The 16,755-nt window shown below is 72.3% G+C and carries 17 protein-coding genes; 9 read left to right on the forward strand and 8 right to left on the reverse strand.

Features of this window, described 5'->3' with window-relative positions:
• Positions 1-612: 612 nt before the first annotated feature.
• The 3 genes from EAO72_RS00545 (at position 613) to EAO72_RS00555 (ending at position 2,399) form a co-directional block, all read left to right on the forward strand.
• A complete protein-coding gene (locus EAO72_RS00545; protein ID WP_148015182.1) occupies positions 613-939 on the forward strand; it encodes a hypothetical protein in 327 nt (108 codons plus the stop codon).
• Entirely contained in the window at positions 936-1,835 is a 900-nt protein-coding gene (locus tag EAO72_RS00550) for a Gfo/Idh/MocA family protein (protein ID WP_148015183.1), read from the forward strand. The genes EAO72_RS00545 and EAO72_RS00550 overlap by 4 nt, the downstream gene beginning before the upstream one ends.
• Before the next feature lie 204 nt (positions 1,836-2,039).
• A complete protein-coding gene (locus EAO72_RS00555) occupies positions 2,040-2,399 on the forward strand; it encodes a hypothetical protein (RefSeq protein WP_148015184.1) in 360 nt (119 codons plus the stop codon).
• A gap of 9 nt (positions 2,400-2,408) precedes the next feature.
• Here EAO72_RS00555 and lnt read toward each other — a convergent pair whose 3' ends face one another.
• The 3 genes from lnt to EAO72_RS00570 form a co-directional block, all read right to left on the reverse strand.
• Complete coding sequence (gene lnt / locus EAO72_RS00560; protein WP_148015185.1) at positions 2,409-4,055, reverse strand: apolipoprotein N-acyltransferase; 1,647 nt, start codon at positions 4,053-4,055, stop codon at positions 2,409-2,411.
• A 122-nt stretch (positions 4,056-4,177) separates the two neighbouring features.
• Entirely contained in the window at positions 4,178-4,687 is a 510-nt protein-coding gene (locus EAO72_RS00565; RefSeq protein ID WP_148015186.1) for a nuclear transport factor 2 family protein, read from the reverse strand.
• Positions 4,688-4,810: 123 nt separating this feature from the next.
• Entirely contained in the window at positions 4,811-5,674 is an 864-nt protein-coding gene (locus EAO72_RS00570; protein WP_148015187.1) for a universal stress protein, read from the reverse strand.
• A 219-nt stretch (positions 5,675-5,893) separates the two neighbouring features.
• Between EAO72_RS00570 and EAO72_RS00575 the strand changes: the two genes are divergently transcribed.
• From EAO72_RS00575 to EAO72_RS41740, 3 genes are all read left to right on the forward strand, one after another.
• Positions 5,894-6,280, forward strand: a complete 387-nt coding sequence (locus EAO72_RS00575) for a hypothetical protein (RefSeq protein ID WP_148015188.1) — start codon at positions 5,894-5,896, stop codon at positions 6,278-6,280.
• A gap of 77 nt (positions 6,281-6,357) precedes the next feature.
• The gene (locus EAO72_RS00580; protein WP_148015189.1) at positions 6,358-6,978 is read left to right on the forward strand and encodes a flavin reductase family protein; all 621 of its coding nucleotides are present in this window, start codon (positions 6,358-6,360) and stop codon (positions 6,976-6,978) included.
• Positions 6,979-7,189: 211 nt separating this feature from the next.
• Entirely contained in the window at positions 7,190-7,348 is a 159-nt protein-coding gene (locus EAO72_RS41740) for a hypothetical protein (protein WP_187284883.1), read from the forward strand.
• A 130-nt stretch (positions 7,349-7,478) separates the two neighbouring features.
• Here EAO72_RS41740 and EAO72_RS00585 read toward each other — a convergent pair whose 3' ends face one another.
• The 4 genes from EAO72_RS00585 to EAO72_RS00600 all read right to left on the reverse strand — a co-directional run bounded on the left by EAO72_RS00585 (position 7,479) and on the right by EAO72_RS00600 (position 12,094).
• A complete protein-coding gene (locus tag EAO72_RS00585) occupies positions 7,479-7,703 on the reverse strand; it encodes a hypothetical protein (protein ID WP_136326307.1) in 225 nt (74 codons plus the stop codon).
• A gap of 261 nt (positions 7,704-7,964) precedes the next feature.
• Positions 7,965-9,776 (reverse strand): pentapeptide repeat-containing protein, encoded by a 1,812-nt coding sequence (locus EAO72_RS00590; protein ID WP_261991254.1) that lies wholly within the window; start codon positions 9,774-9,776, stop codon positions 7,965-7,967.
• Between the two features lie 544 nt (positions 9,777-10,320).
• A complete protein-coding gene (locus EAO72_RS00595; RefSeq protein ID WP_148015191.1) occupies positions 10,321-11,193 on the reverse strand; it encodes an undecaprenyl-diphosphate phosphatase in 873 nt (290 codons plus the stop codon).
• A gap of 181 nt (positions 11,194-11,374) precedes the next feature.
• The gene (locus tag EAO72_RS00600; RefSeq protein ID WP_148015192.1) at positions 11,375-12,094 is read right to left on the reverse strand and encodes a TVP38/TMEM64 family protein; all 720 of its coding nucleotides are present in this window, start codon (positions 12,092-12,094) and stop codon (positions 11,375-11,377) included.
• Between the two features lie 49 nt (positions 12,095-12,143).
• Here EAO72_RS00600 and EAO72_RS00605 point away from each other — a divergent pair, with 49 nt between their 5' ends.
• The 3 genes from EAO72_RS00605 to EAO72_RS00615 all read left to right on the forward strand — a co-directional run bounded on the left by EAO72_RS00605 (position 12,144) and on the right by EAO72_RS00615 (position 15,531).
• Positions 12,144-12,881 (forward strand): DNA alkylation repair protein, encoded by a 738-nt coding sequence (locus EAO72_RS00605; protein WP_148015193.1) that lies wholly within the window; start codon positions 12,144-12,146, stop codon positions 12,879-12,881.
• A gap of 303 nt (positions 12,882-13,184) precedes the next feature.
• A complete protein-coding gene (tuf, locus tag EAO72_RS00610; RefSeq protein ID WP_148015194.1) occupies positions 13,185-14,354 on the forward strand; it encodes an elongation factor Tu in 1,170 nt (389 codons plus the stop codon).
• Positions 14,355-14,685: 331 nt separating this feature from the next.
• The gene (locus tag EAO72_RS00615) at positions 14,686-15,531 is read left to right on the forward strand and encodes a spermidine synthase (RefSeq protein WP_148015195.1); all 846 of its coding nucleotides are present in this window, start codon (positions 14,686-14,688) and stop codon (positions 15,529-15,531) included.
• Here the strand turns inward: EAO72_RS00615 and EAO72_RS00620 are convergent.
• Positions 15,493-16,755: MFS transporter (locus EAO72_RS00620; protein WP_148015507.1), on the reverse strand; the 1,263-nt coding region annotated here is incomplete at its 5' end. The two genes, EAO72_RS00615 and EAO72_RS00620, sit on opposite strands and share 39 nt — an antisense overlap.

Genomic DNA, 16,755 nt, shown 5'->3' on the forward strand with positions numbered 1-16,755 from the left:
AGTCCCGGTCCGAGCCGGGACAGGGTGGACATCACGAAGTCCCGTACGGCGACGGCGGGGGCGGAGCGCGGCGCGCCGACCCGAGACCCCCGCAGCAGCGCCGCGCTGCCGGAGGCGTCGCAGCGGTCCGGGGCGACGCCTTGGCGGCCGAGGGCTTCGGATCCTTCGGATCCGGCAGCGCCTCCAGCGTGTCGCGTACCGGGGGCCGGATCATCTGCGGGGCCAGGTGCTGCGCCGGCCGACTGCTCTCCGGGCGCGCCGGGGCGCCCGGCTCCGGTTGTACGGACACACACCCGGACAGGGCCGTGACCGCCACGCCGACCAGGAGTTTCGCGGTGGTTCTGGTTCGATGCACCTGATCAACTCTGCGGTGCGGGCGGCCCGTCGGGGGCATCCCAAGGCCCGGATTGGCCCGCACGAGTGACCCGGTCAGCATGACGCCCCCGCGTGTCGCCGGTGGTCGGCGACCGCGCCCCGTTCGGCTGCCCGACTTCCCGCGCAGCAGTGCGCCGAAGCCGGCGCGCAGTTCCACCCAGGTCGGGACGGAGCGGTGGGGGGAGCCCGCCGCGCCCGACTGCAGCGGCCCTCGCACCGGGCGGAGAGCGACCGGGCGTGCCGTTCCGGTTCGGGCGATCCGGCCGGGTACACCGCCGACCGGCTGCCCGGACCACCGCCGTCGTCCGCAAGCCCGCACAGGACACCCGGCTGATGGGGCCGCGCTCCGCCCCCGCCGTCGCCGTACGGGACTTCGTGATGTCCACCCTGTCCCGGCTCGGACCGGGACTCGTCCCGGGCACCTTCGACGGCATCGCCGACCGGCGGCCGGCGCCGCACACGTATGCTGCCGGGACGAAGGAAGCGCAGGGCCCGGCCGTGGTCGGCCTCCACGGAGGAGGGCCGCGACGTGCGGCGCTGAACAGCGAGAAGGAGACCCTGTGAAGGTCGGCTGCATCGGGCTCGGCGACATCGCGCAGAAGGCGTATCTGCCGGTACTCACCACCCTGCCGGGGATCGAGCTGCATCTCCAGACCCGCACCCCCGCCACCCTCGCCACGGTCGCCGCCGCCCACCGCATCCCGGCCGACCGGTGCCACGCCGACCTCGACTCGCTGCTCGCCCAGGGCCTGGACGCGGCTTTCGTCCACGCCTCGACCGCCGCGCACCCGGAGATCGCGGGACGGCTGCTCGAAGCGGGTGTCCCCACCTACGTCGACAAGCCGCTGGCCTACGAACTCGCCGAGTCCGAGCGCCTGGTGGAACTCGCCGAGGCACGCGGTGTCAGCCTCGCGGTCGGCTTCAACCGACGGGTGGCACCCGGCTACGCGCAATGCGTCGAGCACCCCCGCGACCTGATCCTCATGCAGAAGAACCGGGTCGGGCTGCCGGAGGAGCCGAGGACCATGGTCCTCGACGACTTCATCCACGTGGTCGACACGCTGCGTTTCCTTGTTCCCGGGCCGGTCGAGCACACCGTCGTCCGGGCCAGGATCCGTGACGGTCTCATGCACCACGTCGTGCTCCAGCTCTCGGGGGACGGCTTCACCGCCATCGGGGCGATGAACCGGCTCAGCGGCTCGACCGAGGAACGGCTGGAGGTCTCGGGCCAGGACTCCAAGCGCGAAGTGGTCAACCTCGCCGAGGTCATCGACCACAAGGGCCAGCCGAGCGTGCGGCGGCGCGGCGACTGGGTGCCGGTGGCGCGCCAGCGCGGTATCGAGCAGAGCGTGTGGTCGTTCCTGGACGCCGTCCGGGCCGGGAAGCCGTTGAGCGCCCGGGACGCCCTGGAGACGCACGAGCTGTGCGAGCGCGTCCTGCGGGACCTCGACTGCGCGTAGCCCGCACGCCTGCGTCCCGCGGGTCTCCGGTTGGTCGCGCACAGCGTCTACGAGTCGGCGTCCCGCGGGTTTCCGGTTGGTCGCGCACACCGTCCACGAGCCGGACGAGGTTCTCCGCGCAGCCTCCGGAACGGCTCCGGATGCGTGCGCGACGGCACCGATGCAGGCTGGGTGGATGGACCGTCGGCCCGTGGAGGTGACCTCGTGAAGTCCCACCGCGAGCCGGACGGCTGGGGCGCGCTCCAGCCGCCTCCGGGGTACTACTCGTCCGACGGGCGCCCGCCCGACGCCATGCAGCGTGCCCTGATCCTCGACTGGGCGGTCAACCAGCGGATCGCGAGCGGCTGGCGGGTGGAGTCCCGCTCCGAGACCCAGGTCGTCATGGTCCGGGGCCGGCCGCCCAACCATGTGCTGCACGCCGTGCTCACGGCCCTCACCTGCTTCCTCTGGGGCGCGGTCTGGCTGGTCCTCGGCGTCACCAGCAAGGTCGAACGGGTCGCGCTCACCGTGGACGCCATGGGCGACATCGTCACGGTGCACGGACCGGGCCGCGCCACCGTCTGACGACCGGGCTCAGCGAGGCGCCGATTCCGCCGGGGCCTCCGCGGCCGGCGTACGGGCCGAGCCCACCGGCCCCGCACCACCTGCCGCGCCCACCGGGGCGACCGGCTCCGCCCGCTCCCGCCCGCGCACCGCCCGAAGACCTTCCCAGGCGAAGAACGCGGCCAGCACGCCCAGTGCGCCGTACAGTGGCCAGTCGCCCAGCCGGACGTACAGCGTCGTGCCCCGGGCCAGCGGCACGCCGTACACCGCCGCACCGCTCGTGTCCGTACCGAGCGGAGCCCCGACACGCTGCCCCCGGGGGCCGTAGACCGCGCTCACACCCGTGAGCGTGGCGTGCACCATCGGGCGGCCGTTCTCGGCGGCCCGCAGCGCCCCCAGCGAGGCGTGCTGGCCGGGCGCCCAGCCGTGCTGGAAGGACGACGTCGACGACTGGGCGACCAGGATCCGCGCGCCGTCACGGGTCAGCCGCCGGCTCATGTCGGGGAACGCGGACTCGAAGCAGACCAGCGGACCGATGCGCAGACCGTGCGCGCCGGGCGGCGTCATCGTCACGGGGCCCGTGCCGCGCAGTCGGTCCTCGCCCGCCGCCTTGCCCATCGACGTGGCCCACCCGAGCGCCGAGCGGGCGGGGACGTACTCGCCGAAGGGAACCAGGCGCATCTTGTCGTAACGGTCCCCGGTCAGCCCCTGGGCACCCACCAGCACAGCGCTCTTGAAGATTCCGGTCCGCCCCGACGCGTCGGTCTGCCGGGCATCCACGTTCACCAGCACGTCCGCGCCGACCAGGCGCGCCAGCGCGGCGATCCTGGCGGTCACGTCGGGCCGCCGGACCGGGTCGACGCCGACGCTGCTCTCACCCCACACGACCAGGTCGAGATCCCGGCCCGCCAGCGAGCGCGTCAGCTCCTCGCTGCGCGCCAACCTCCGCCGCACGCTGCCGGGCCCCTCGACGACACCGGGTTGCACGACGGCGATCCGTGCCGTCCCGGACGGTTCGGGCTGTGGCGCCCACACCCACACCGCGCCCACGGCCACGGAGCCCGCCATCAGCGTGGCGACGGCCACCGCGCGGGCGGCGGGAGCCGTGAGCAGCAGGGCGAGAGCCGTGTTCACCGCGACCACCACCAGGCTCACCAGCCACACCCCGCCCACCGACGCCAGCCGCAGCGCCGGCGGCACCTGCCACTGGCTGGCGCCGAGGAGCCCCCAGGGGCCGCCGAGGCCCTCCCAGGACCGGACCGTCTCGATCATCAGCCAGCCGCACGGCACCACGACCACGGCCGCCACGACGCGCGCACCGGACACCGGCCGGCGCAGGAGCCGGAAGACCAGCAGCCCCCACGGAGCCCACAGCAGACCCAGCAGGGCCGCCAGCACCACGATGAACACATGCAGGCTCGGCATCAGCCAGTGGTGGACGGCCAGCATGTAACCAGCCCCGCCGAGCCAGCCCTCGCACGCCGCTCCGCGCCCCGTGCCGGCTGACCGGATCAGCAGCAGCAACGGGACCAGTGAGACGTACGCGAACCACCACAGTCCCGGTGCGGGGAAGGCAAGGGCCGGCAGCGCACCGGCCAGGAGCGCGGCACCACCGCGCCACAAGGACGAGGCGAGTATCCGTTCGCCCCGTGCGCGCCCCACGACCCCGCTCGGCATACCGCGCCTCCTCGGCCTGCCGGATGGCAGGCATGTCCGGAATTCCGTTTCCCCTGTCGTTCCCCCAGTGTGGGGCAGTGCGGGCGGGTCGGAGCGGTTCACCAGGCAGTTCGCCCGCCGGATCATCCCGCGGCGAGGGAGCCCGACAGGTCCCGCCACTTCTCATGGACCGTCACGCCCTGGATCCGCCAGCCACCGTCGGTACGCAGCAGCTCGAAGGCGTAGCGCCCGCCGGAGACGAAGTTCGGGGCGGTCGGACGGTCCGCCGAGCCGGTGTCCCCGCCCCGTTCCGCCTCCGGTCCGCCCACGAGCCGCATCGGGTTCATGTAGTCGGCCTGCAGCCCGGCACGGTCGCCCGGATAGCCGCCGAGGTCCTGAAGATCCAGGCGCCGGTTGACGATGAGGTGCTGCCGTACGGGGAAGAGCAGCATGGTCTCCGAGAGCCAGTCCGCGACCTCGGCGGCGGGGCCCTCGATGCCGCCCGCGGTCCGGTAGTCGGCGCGGCCGTCGGCGGTGAACAGGGCCCGGTAGTCCGTCCACGCACCGTCGTCCACCGCCACGGCGTAGCCGGTGATCACTGCATCGATGGAGAGCCGGTCCATCACGGTCGAGAGATCCACACGCTGCGTCATCGGGTCAGTGTGGGCCCCCGGGCGCCAGGGGCCAAGTGCCGTGCGCCTGCGGCGGCCCGCGGACGGCGGGATCCGGCCGGGAGACGTCCGCCCGAAGGCCCGGTGGCGCGGCCGCGCGGCAGGTCAGCAGGGGACCACGGCCACCGGACCCAGCGCGTGCGTGAGTGTGGTCTGCGCGACCGGGGAGAGCCCGAGACCGAGGGCCTCGCCGCCTCTGCGCCGGCCGATCACCGTCAGGGCCGCGGTAGCCGACGCGGTGACCAGGGTGCGTGACGCGGAGCCGTGGACGGGTTCCTTCACGACCTCGACCTGCGGATACTTCTCGCGCCGGCCCGCTGTCAGCTCGGCGAGCGACCGCTCCGCCGAGCCGGCCGCGGCGTCCCGGTCGAAGACGGGGCCGCCGGAGAGCATCGACGAGAACATCGTCCAGCCGTGCACGATCCGCAGCCGCGCACCGGGCCGGGCCGCCGCCGTCTCGAAGGCGAACTCCAGCACCGCCTCGCTGCTCTCGTCCGCGGCCACCCCCGCGACGATGTCCCGGAAGACCGGAGCGCTCCCGTCCGGCTCCTCGTCCGGCCGTCCGCCGTTGATGACGACCACGGGGCACATGGCCATCGCGGCGGTCGCCAGGCTGTTGGAGCCCAGTATCAGGGAGCGGAACCCGCCCAGTCCGCGGGAACCGACCACCACCAACGACGCGTCGCGGCTGAGCGAGACGAGGGCGGCCGAGGGGAAGTCGAGCGGCGCGAGTGTCGTGGGACGCAGCCCGGGAGCGATCCGGTGCACGCGCTGTACGGACCGGGCGAGGAGTTCCTCCGCCTCGCGCTGCTGCGCCTCCTGGCCGGTACGCCGGGTCAGGAGGCGGACATGAACGATCGTCAGCGCGAGCGCCCGGCCGGACGCCTCACGGGCCGCCCAGTCCAGCGCGTCGTCGCTGTGCGTGGACCCGTCGACCGCGGCGATCACGGGAAGCCCGGTTCCGGACATGCATGCCTCCTGGGTGCGGTGGTGCCTGCCGCGGCCGCTGGGCGCCCGCAGGCCCCCGGCCCGTTCCTCCGGACCCGGTCGGCCTGCCTCGTACGCTACGGCGGGTCGGGGCCCGTCGCAGGGGAGGCGCGACGGGGGCGGCGTACGCCGGTCCGGCACGGCTGACGCCGGACGCCGGTTGTCCTCGTCGGCCGGTGCGCCTGCGCCTATGCTCGCGGGATGGAGCAGAGCGAAGTCGTGAAACGTGTGATCGGCATCCTCACGGAAGCGGGCGAGATGCGCCGCCTCTTGGAGGAGGACCCGGACCGTGACGACCCCAGCACCGATTCGACCGTGGTGACCGCACTTCTCAACGAGACGATGCCACGGATCGCCATCCCCGAGGACGCCACGATCGAGGACGTGGTGGTTCTGGTCGGCCGGGAGGTGGGCGGGGCCGTGGAGCAACTCGTCGGGGCGTTCACCCTGGCGTTCGCGATGCTGGCGCAGGTGCACGACTCGGGGCAGACGGACGTGTCGTCCGCCGATGTGCTCCAGGACCTGGCGCTGAGGGCGGAGCAGTTCGGTTCCGAGGGGCCTGGCGGCCCGGGGGACACCGAGGTGTAGGAGGGCGGCGGAGCCGGGGGACGCGGAGGCGCGGAACCACGGGAGAGCCGGACGCCGTGCTCGGCATACTCGGCGTCATGCGTATCGACTTCGATCCCGGCGCCACCGACACCGGCACGTTCTACCGGCTGCTCACCGCCGTGGTGGTTCCCCGGCCCATCGCGTGGGTCTCCACGATCACCCCGGACGGCGAGACGGCCAATCTGGCTCCCCACTCCTTCTTCACGATCGCGTGCGTCAGCCCGCCCGTCGTGCAGTTCACGTCGGTCGGGCGCAAGGACACCCTGAGCAACATCGAGGCGACGGGCTCCTTCGTCGTGAACTTCGCCCCGGAACACCTCTTCGAGCAGATCAATGCCACCGCGACCGACTTCCCGCGCGGCATCAGCGAGTTCGAGGCCGTCGGGGTGGAGCGGGAGCCCAGCCTGCGGGTGGAGCCGCCGCGCGTGGCGGGGGCTCCGGTCGCGCTCGAGTGCGTGCTGCACAGCACCGTCCTGCTCGGCGACTCCACCGTCGTGTTCGGGCGGGTGGTGCACGCCGCGGTCGACGAGGACGTCATGACGGACGGGCATCCGGAAGTCACCGCACTCCGTCCGCTGACCCGGCTGGGCAAGGACGAATGGGGCACCTTCGGAGGCGTACGGGAGATCTCCCGCATCCCGTACACCCGCTGGCAGGAGGACCGCGACGCCCGCTGACACGGCTGTGCAGGCGAATGGCGGGCACACCGGGCGACGGCGGCGACGGCCGGGCCCGGGACAACGGATACTCTCAGCATGCCTCGTCGGATACCGGTGCCCTGGTGGGTGTGGGGCCGGGACGGTGCCACACCCCGTCGCCGCCTCGTTCCGAAGGACCGGACGGCGTCCCGGGGCCCTCAAAGCAACTGCGAAGCAACAGGAGACCCCGATGGCTGATACCCCGCCCCGCCAGGTTCAGCGGCGCTCGGACGAGAGCGCGGCGGGCTCGGTGTCCGAGGCCCCGGGCCGTGCCGAGGCCGTACCGACACCTCGCTACCAGGGGCTGTTCGTCGAACCCGATCTTCCGCCCTTCGCCGAGACCGAGTGACATCACCCGCGTCGGGGCCCACGCCGCCCTCGTACCCGCTCGGGCGCGTACGGGGGCAGCGCGGCGTCCGGGCACCCGGGACCTGCCGACGGAGCCCGGCCCATACCGGCCGACGCAGCCCGGTGCGCGCTCAGGCCGCTGCGAAGTCGTGGGCGGCGGCGCCCTGCCACTCGACGAGCGACGGGGTGTCCAGGGCCCGTGCGGGGTCCGCCATCCCGGCGTCGGCGAGGAACACGATGACATCGTGATCGCTGTGCGCGAGCCCGAGCCGCTCCTCGCGGCCGGCGATGTGCACGGTGACGAGCCGGGCGCCCGACGGCGTCGGCCGGTGGATGACAATCGGGGGAGTAGCCATACCTCCAGCGTGGCCCCGGACGCCCCTGCCCGCATCCGGTTCGGGCGCGGGTACGGATCAGGCGGCGCGAGCACCGCAGTACGCCCGGACGGCGGCATGCGACCCGGCGCGCGGCGGAACGGTGCGGCATGGGCCTGCCCGCGCGCAGGCTGTCCGCGCGAGTACCGCCCTCCGGTGGGAGCTGCGGGGCCACGGGCCGCCCCCGGGACCGCTGAGGCCGCTGTCCTCGGCTGAGGCGCGCACAGGGCAGGGGGAGCTCCGTCAGCGTTTGATGCGGCCTCGAATGGCGAGGGCGGCCAGCGCGAGCAGGACCGGTTCCAGGAAGCGGCTGATCATCTCCGTGTAGGTGCCCCAGGTCGTGAGGTCCTGGCCGCTGGTACGGAACACGACGGAATTCAGGACCACCTGCACGGCCTTGTCCACGCGCTCCCCGGTGAACCGATCGGCAACGGGCAACGTCAGCCGTGGGTCCTCCTTGTCCACGGTCAGGCTCACCCGTCCCCCGCCGGCGGGGACCGTACCTGTGGCGACTTGCTCGGGGGACGAGTCGGGGAGGCCGAGGCCCATCATGAGCACGATGGTGACGGCCATGGCTGCGAGCAGCCAGCCGAGGGCGCGCGAGGCGCGCAAGCCGTAGCCGGAGAGCAGCCAGTACCCTCGGAGAAGGAAGCGCTCGCCGGTCGTCGTATCGACGCGGTCGTGGCGGCGCATCTCCATCTCGCCGTAATAGAAGTCGGCTGCCCCTGGTTCGTTCTTGCCGTCCTCGAACGCCTTGCGCAGCTGCCGGTAGAGGGTTGCCACGTCCTCCGGGTCCGGGGTGAGGGTCGGGCTGGAGTGGTTCGGTCCGGTGCGCCATACGCGGGGAGAGGGCGGCCGGCCGTCCGGCAGTGCGGGTTGGCCGGCGACCTGGGCGCGCCAGTGGTGCTCCTCGGCCAGGGTGCGCCGACTGCTCCACCGGTACGGACAGACGAGGTAGCGGCGGTGCCGGCCGGTGGGCGTGGAGGCGAAGGTGCAGCGGCCTTCCAGACGGAGCTGGTCCAGATGGAAGGCCCCGGCGAACAGGCAGTCGACGAGATCGATGTCGGTCAGGACCAGGTGCGCGGCATCCACCCCGCGCACCGAGGACACCCGCACCCCGCCTCGGGAAGCCCGGAGCAGGTTCTCCCTCACCTCGATCCCGCCCCTGCGGAAAAGTGCCGGATGGGCCGTGACCGCCACCGGATTGGTCAGCACCGCATGGCTCAGATCCACCGTGGCGTGGCGAAGTCGAAGGGTTGCCGTCGATTCCCAACGGGTCCGCTCGAAACGCACGGCGACGGCAGCGATCTCCAGTGAGACCGGAACCTCGAACACCGCGCCGGACAGATCGATCTCCCTGGCACACTCCAATGGCCCGAACTGGGTCGTCAGTGAAAAGAGTGCGCCGCTGAAGTCGGCGCCGAAGAACTGTGCCCCGTCGAATGCGGTTTCACCGGAGAATATCGCCGCGCCGAAGTGGGCATCGCTGGAGAATTTCGCCATGACGAAGTGTGCCGTGCCGGAGAAGCGAGCTCCGGCAAACCTGGCCGGCGCAGAGAAGACTGCCGAGTTGAACCCGGCGTCGCTTGCGAACTCTGCCCCTCCGAATTCGGTGTGACTGGAGAACTGTGCCGCGGTGTACCCGGCGCTGCCGGAGAACCGGGCTCCGATGAACACGGCCTGTCCGTCGAACTTCGCTCCGTAGAATCTGGCTGCCCCGGAGAACCGCGCGTCGTCGAAAGCGGCGAGGCCGGTGAACTGTGCCTGGTCGTAGGATGCCTGGGCATCGAACTTCGCCGTGCCGAACCCGGCTTGCCCGGAGAACCGTGCTTCGGAGAATCCGGCGACCTTATGGAAATGAGCTCCGTCGAACCAGGCATTGCCGAGGAACTGTACCTCGTTGAATGAGGCCCTTTCGTAGAATTTTGCCTCGCTGAGTCTGACGGTCCCGGTGAAGATCGCCCTGTCGAAGTCGGCCTGTTCGAACTCTGCCCCTCTCAAGTCGGCTTCGCCGATTCGGGCGCAACCGGCTTCGGGGTCGTAGAGGGCCTCCATCAGGCGAGGGAGAAGGTGGTCGGGGAAGTGGGTGCACCGGTGATCGATGGGGGAGCCGGGGGACAGCCCGGCGAAGTATGCTGCGCGATCCTCTTCGGCGACGTGCATCAGGCAATAGCCCTGATCCGGGATGCGGACGCCCGGGCAGCCGGCCGTGGAGCACGTGCTCCGTGGTGCGGGACTCATGACAGCGACCTCTTGCCGACTCGCGAGGGACGGGAGGGCTGTCCGAGCGCCGATCCCCTGACCGGCTCAGCGTAGCGAACGGGCCCCAACTCGCCTCTGGGCCAGGGGACTACGGCTTCGCGACCCGGATCGGGCTCTTCGTGCCGTTCGCAGTCGGGGCCGGTGCACGTCGCACCGCCGGAGGTCTCGGCCGGAGGCAGCGGGTGAGGGAGCCGCCGCGCGCGGAAGGCCCGAAGCGCCGTTGACCGGCTGCGGTCGTGCCGGTGGCCGGATCGCTGACGACGGGCCCCTGTGGCGTCCCCGGGCCCGGCGAGGCATCGACTGGCCGCCGGGCCCGGTCACTTCGGCCTCCAACGGCTCAGCCCGCGGACTCACCCGCGTGCGGGCTCAGGGACCCCGCCCCGACCAGGATGAACAGCACGATGCCCAGAACGATCCGGTAGATCACGAACGGCATGAAGCTCTTGGTCGTGATGAACTTCATGAACCACGCGATGACCGCGTATCCCACACCGAACGCGATGAACGTCGCGAAGATCGTCGGCCCCCAGGACACATGCCCCTCGCCCGCGTCCTTCAGCTCGAAGACACCGGAGGCGAGCACGGCCGGGATCGCGAGCAGGAACGAGTAGCGCGCCGCCGCCTCACGGGTGTACCCCATGAGCAGACCGCCGCTGATCGTCGCGCCGGAGCGGGAGACGCCCGGGACGAGGGCCATCGCCTGGCAGAAGCCGAAGATCAGGCCGTCCTTGACACCGAGCTCCTTGAGCGACTTGCGCTCCTTGATCGCTCGGTGCTTGCCGCCGGTCTCGTCCCGGGCGGCCAGGCGGTCGGCGACGCCGAGGACGATGCCCATCACGATCAGCGTGGTGGCGATCAGTCGCAGATCGCGGAACGGTCCCTCGATCTGGTCCTTGAACGTCACGCCGAGCACGCCGATGGGAATCGAGCCGACGATGACCAGCCAGCCCATCTGCGCGTCGTGGTTGCCGCGCATCGAACGGTCCGTCAGCGACTTGAACCACGCCGAGACGATGCGGACGATGTCCTTGCGGAAGTAGATGAGAACTGCCGCCTCCGTGCCGATCTGGGTGATCGCGGTGAACGCCGCGCCAGGATCGTGCCAGCCGGCGAATGCCGCGGTGAGCCGCAGATGCGCGCTGGAGGAGATCGGCAGGAACTCGGTCAGTCCTTGAACGAGGCCGAGGACGAACGATTCGAACCAGCTCATGGGGCTTGGGCCATCCCGGAATGATCATGCATCGGCCGACGGCGGAGAGCCGTCGGCTGCGTGCGGATTGCGGTCGTGTGATGACAGGGCCGCACCGGGCCCGGAGATCGTCAGTCGGTCGCGGGCAGCGTATCGCCCCCGGATGAACGGAGGGACGACTGCCCCCGCGCAGGCCGTTCCCTCACTCCGCGCCCAGGCGGTGGCGCCGCCGCCAGGCGACGACGGCCCCGCCGGCGCCCGTCAGCACGATGAAGCCCATCGCGGCCAGGAAGGCCGGTGATGTGGGCGAGGCGGCCTCGCTCCCCGCCACGACGTACGCCGCCGTGTTCGGGATCGACCCGAGGCCCGTCGCGACGAGGAACGGCGGGTACCCCATGCGAGAGACGGCCGCGCAGTAGTTGGCCGCGGCGAACGGCACCCCGGGGAACAGGCGCAGCGCCAGCATCGAGCGGAAGCCGTGCCTGCTCAGCTGGCCGTCCGCCGCGCGCATCCAGCGCCCGCGCAGCAGCGTACGCAGCGCGTCCTGACCCAGTACCCGGCCGAGCATGAACGAGATGCCCGCGCCCAGCACCGTGCCCGCCAGGGCCGCCGCCAGCCCCGCCTGCGAGCCGAACAGCGCACCGGCGGCCAGGTTGAGCAGCGGTCTCGGTACGAAGGCCACCGTGCACACGCCGTACGCGAGGCCGAACAGTATGACCGCGGCGGCGCCGCCGCTCAGCTGGGCGGGCCAGCCCGAGGCCAGCAGCCGCTGGGGCTCCAGGAGCAGCATCGTCGACGCGGCGGCCAGCAGGACGGCCACGAGCAGGGAGAACCGGGACCAGGGCGACAGCAGCACCCGCGTGCAGCGCACGGCGAGGCCACCGGCGGGCTGGGCGGCAGGAACGGGGACGGGGTCGAGCATTCGGGGAGAGTAACCGAATCTCTTATGTGATCGCCGTAATGTGACCGTTATGAGTCATGGAGCCGAACCGGCAGCGGAGCGCCCCGCACCGGCCCCCGGCCTGCCCCCCAGCGTTCTCGCCGACACGGTGCTGGAGCGGCTGACCCTGTTGTACCCCGCGGCCGCCGACCCCGTACGCGCCCGGTCGAACGCCGCGTACATGAAGCAGATCGCACCGTTCCTCGGCATTCCCACGCCCCGCCGCCGCGCCCTCTCCCGGTCCGTCCTCGAGGGCACCGCGCGCCCCGCGGAGACGGACTGCGCCGCGATCGCGCTGCGCTGCTGGGCGCTGCCCGAGCGCGAGTACCAGTACTTCGCCACCGACTACCTGCGCCGGCACGTCGCACGCTGCTCGTCCGGATTCGTTCCGGTCCTGCGCCATCTGGTCACCACCGTGCCCTGGTGGGACACCGTCGACCTCCTGGCCGCCCATGTCGCGGGGCCGCTGGTGGCCGCCGACCCGGAGCTGCGGCGGACCATGGACGAGTGGATCGAGGACGACGACCTCTGGATCGTCCGCACCGCGCTGCTGCACCAGCTCCGTTTCAAGGAGGCCACCGACGGGCGCCGGCTCTTCGCCCACTGTCTGCGCCGGGCCGACCATCCCGACTTCTTCGTCCGCAAGGCGATCGGCTGGTGCCTGCGCGAGTACGCCAAGACCGACCCGCAGGCGGTACGGGAGTTCGTCGAGGCCAACCGGGGCCGCTTGTCACCCCTGTCCGTACGAGAGGCCACCAAGCACCTCTGAGGAGCGCCCGGGCCAACCCCCGTACCGTCCGCAGAAATTCGTTCGACGGGCCGACGGGCATCGGAGATGATCGAGCCATGTTCCGGTACGCCTTCCCCGCAGCGCAGTCCGCAGTCGCGGACACGCCGAAGGCTGCCGTGAGCCCCCTCGCAGCAGATGTCGCCGCAGCGTGCACCGCTGCCGCAGCGCCCCTCGGCGGCGCCCGAAGCTGACCCTCCCCCGACTGTCCGGCGGACCCCGCAAGGGGAGGGTCGGCCGGGCCCCGGGGTCCCCTCTCCAGCTTCGCATCCCAAGGAATCCACCATGCCCAAGACGGCATACGTGCGCACCAAGCCGCACCTCAACATCGGCACCATGGGCCACGTCGACCACGGCAAGACCACCCTGACCGCCGCCATCACGAAGGTCCTCAGCGAGCGGGGCACCGGCACGTTCGTCCCGTTCGACCGCATCGACCGGGCGCCCGAGGAGGCGCAACGCGGCATCACGATCAACATCGCGCACGTCGAGTACGAGACCGGCACCCGGCACTACGCGCACGTCGACATGCCCGGACACGCCGACTACATCAAGAACATGGTCACCGGCGCCGCCCAGCTCGACGGGGCGATCCTCGTCGTCTCCGCGCTGGACGGGATCATGCCGCAGACGGCGGAGCACGTGCTGCTCGCCCGTCAGGTGGGTGTCGACCACATCGTGGTCGCCCTCAACAAGGCGGACGCGGGCGACCCCGAGCTGACCGACCTGGTCGAGCTGGAGGTGCGCGAGCTGCTGTCCGCGCACGGGTACGGCGGCGACACCGTGCCCGTCGTACGGGTGTCGGGCCTGCGGGCGCTGGAGGGCGACCCGCGCTGGGTCTCGGCCGTCGAGGCGTTGCTCGACGCCGTCGACACGTACGTACCGATGCCGGTGCGCTACACCGACGCGCCGTTCCTGCTGCCGGTGGAGAACGTCCTGACCATCACCGGCCGGGGCACCGTCGTCACCGGCGCCGTGGAGCGCGGCACCGTGCGCGTCGGCGACCGGGTGTCCGTGCTCGGTGCGGACATCGAGACCGTCGTGACGGGTCTGGAGACCTTCGGCAAGCCGATGGAGTCCGCCGAGGCCGGCGACAACGTCGCGCTGCTCCTGCGCGGTGTCGAGCGCGACCGGGTGCGACGCGGGCACGTCGTGGCCGCTCCCGGCAGCCTGACACCGAGCAGGCGCTTCACCGCGCAGGTGTACGTCCTGTCGGGGCGCGAGGGCGGCCGCACCACTGCGGTCACCACCGGCTACCGGCCGCAGTTCTACATCCGCACCGCCGATGTCGTCGGCGATGTGGACCTCGGTGCGGCGGCGGTCGCGCGCCCCGGTGAGACGGTCACTATGACCGTGGAGCTCGGCCGTGACGTGCCGCTGGAGTCCGGCCTCGGCTTCGCCATCCGTGAGGGCGGCCGCACCGTCGGCGCGGGCACCGTCACCGGACTGCTCTGAGAGGTACGGCCGTTCAGGGTCCGCCGCCCGCACGGGCGGCGGACCCGCCGGCATGCGCCCGACTGACGGCACGGCAGAGACAGCACGGGTGCCCGGTGCCGGGGGTATCACCGGGAGCGCCCGGGAGACCGGAATCCTGCACGGCCTCGCGAAAGCGGGACCGGACCTGTCCACCGCCGATGTGATCATCGGCAGCTCGGCAGCTCGGCAGCTCGGCAGCCCTTCGGGCGACGACGGCAGTGTGACGACAGGCCCCGGCCCGGTCGGCAGCGCACACGCAAGGCCGTCGCCGCGGTCAGGAACAGCTGATCCCACGCCGCACAATGGTGTCGTGAACGAGTCGATACCCGTCATCCGCGACGTGGACCACGGCACCGCCAGGCTGCTTCCCGACGTGGACCGGGAGCGGGCCTGGCTGCTCACGGTCGACGGCGCACCCCAGTCGTACGTCGACCTGGACGCGCCGGAGCACCTCGAGTTCGAGTACGCGCGACGGCTGGCCCACGTCGTGGACTGCGCGGCCGCAGCTGGCGCGCCACTGGACGTCCTGCACCTCGGCGGTGGCGCCCTGACCCTGCCGCGGTACGTCGCCGCGACCCGGCCCGGCTCCCGGCAGGACGTCGCCGAGGCGGACCGCGCGCTGCTCGGTCTCGTCACGGAACACCTGCCGCTGCCCGAGGGCAGCGGCATCACCGTGCACGCGGCGGACGCCCGCAAGCAGCTGGAGGAGACGGAACCCGGCTCGGTGGACCTGGTGATCGCGGACGTCTTCGGCGGCTCACGGGTACCGGCCCACCTGACGTCCGTGCCCTACGCGGCGGCCGCGGCGCGGGCCCTGCGCGCGGACGGGATCTACGCGGCCAACCTGGCCGACGGGGCGCCCTTCGGCTTCCTGCGCTCGCAGCTGGCGACCTTCGCGACCGTCTTCGGGGAGCTGGCCCTGATCGCCGAGCCCGGTGTGCTGCGCGGGAGGCGGTTCGGCAACGTGGTCCTCGTCGCGTCACGGGAGCCGTTCGACACGGCCGCGCTCACCCGCCGCTGCGCCGCCGACGCGTTCGCGGCCAGGGTCGCGTACGGAGACGCGGTCGCCGGGCTCCTCAAGGGCGCGCGGCCGGTGGGCGACGAGGAGGCGGTCGCCTCACCCGAGCCGCCCGACGGGGCTTTCAGCATCGGCTGATGCCGGCGGGACCTTGGCGAGCACCTCGGTGGACGTGGCCCGGCGGGTCAGATTGCGCACGTCCGGTACGAACAGCACCGCGGCGGTGACCAGGACGACCAGGGCCGCACAGCCCCACAGCGCCTGGCTGCGGCCGACCAGCGACTCCACCGGGCCGGCGAGCGCGGTGGCGAGCGGCACCATGGCGACCGAGCCGAACCAGTCGTACGCCGCGACGCGGGACAGCTTCTCCTCCGGGATCTCCTGGTGCATGGCCGTCATCCAGGAGACGCCGAACACCTCGATGGCCGCCCCGCTCACGAACATCACCAGACAGAGCCCCTCCACGGGCAGCGGGACGGCGAGCCCCGCCGACGGCAGGGCGAGCGGGAAGACACAGAGCGTTCCGGCGAGCAGCAGCCGCCGCGGCTTCCACCGGACCATGAGCAGCCCCCCGGCCACGGTGCCGACACCGAACGCGGCGAGCGCGAAACCCCAGGGGCGCGCGCCCCCGAGCTCGTCCCGGGCGACCAGTGGCCCGTAGACCGCCTCCGCGGCCCCGACCGCGGCGACGACCACCGAGAACTGCGCCACGACGGACCAGAGCCACGGGCGCCCGATGAACTCCTGCCAGCCGTCCCGCAGATCGGCGAGGAGGCCGCCGCCCGGTTCGCGGGCGGGGATGTGGCTGACGTCGAGGAAGGCGCGCAGCGCCCCCGCCAGGGCGAAGGCGGCGGCATCGACGGCCAGCACCCAGCCCGGGTCCATCGCGGCGATCATCGCCCCGCCGAGCGCCGCGCCGCCGATGGCCGCGCCCTGCATGGCCATCCTGAACAGGGCGAAGGCGCGGCTCGCCTGTTCACCGCTGACGCTGGACATCAGCATGCCCTCGGCCGCGGGGCTGAAGAAGGCCTGACCGGTCCCGCACAGAGCGGTCAGCAGCATCATCTGCCAGAGCTGCGGGTCACCGGCCAGGACCAGCCAGGCGAAGACGCCCTGGGAGACACAGTTCAGGGTGTTGGCCGCGACCATCACACGGTGGCGCGGCAGCCGGTCGGCTATCGCCCCGCCGATCAGCAGGAAGAGCACCAGCGGTGCGGTCCTGGCGGCGGCCACGAGACCGACGTCCCCGCCGTCGCCGCCGGACTGCAGAACCGCGAACGCCGCCGCGATCAGCGCGCCATGGGTACCCAGGCCGGTGATGATCGCGGCGGCGGTCAGCAGCCGGTAGTTGCGGCCCGCCGG

Source organism: Streptomyces sp. OR43, from assembly GCF_008042275.1.
In the GTDB taxonomy this organism is placed as follows: Bacteria; Actinomycetota; Actinomycetes; order Streptomycetales; family Streptomycetaceae; genus Streptomyces.

Coding starts and splice junctions, on each gene's coding strand:
- lnt (WP_148015185.1), bottom strand. CDS start 4,055: ATGCCGAGCGGGGTCGTGGGGCGCGCACGGGGCGAACGGATACTCGCC.
- EAO72_RS00565 (WP_148015186.1), bottom strand. CDS start 4,687: ATGACGCAGCGTGTGGATCTCTCGACCGTGATGGACCGGCTCTCCATC.
- EAO72_RS00570 (WP_148015187.1), bottom strand. CDS start 5,674: ATGTCCGGAACCGGGCTTCCCGTGATCGCCGCGGTCGACGGGTCCACG.
- EAO72_RS00575 (WP_148015188.1), top strand. CDS start 5,894: ATGGAGCAGAGCGAAGTCGTGAAACGTGTGATCGGCATCCTCACGGAA.
- EAO72_RS00580 (WP_148015189.1), top strand. CDS start 6,358: ATGCGTATCGACTTCGATCCCGGCGCCACCGACACCGGCACGTTCTAC.
- EAO72_RS41740 (WP_187284883.1), top strand. CDS start 7,190: ATGGCTGATACCCCGCCCCGCCAGGTTCAGCGGCGCTCGGACGAGAGC.
- EAO72_RS00585 (WP_136326307.1), bottom strand. CDS start 7,703: ATGGCTACTCCCCCGATTGTCATCCACCGGCCGACGCCGTCGGGCGCC.
- EAO72_RS00590 (WP_261991254.1), bottom strand. CDS start 9,776: ATGGAGGCCCTCTACGACCCCGAAGCCGGTTGCGCCCGAATCGGCGAA.
- EAO72_RS00595 (WP_148015191.1), bottom strand. CDS start 11,193: ATGAGCTGGTTCGAATCGTTCGTCCTCGGCCTCGTTCAAGGACTGACC.
- EAO72_RS00600 (WP_148015192.1), bottom strand. CDS start 12,094: ATGCTCGACCCCGTCCCCGTTCCTGCCGCCCAGCCCGCCGGTGGCCTC.
- EAO72_RS00605 (WP_148015193.1), top strand. CDS start 12,144: ATGAGTCATGGAGCCGAACCGGCAGCGGAGCGCCCCGCACCGGCCCCC.
- tuf (WP_148015194.1), top strand. CDS start 13,185: ATGCCCAAGACGGCATACGTGCGCACCAAGCCGCACCTCAACATCGGC.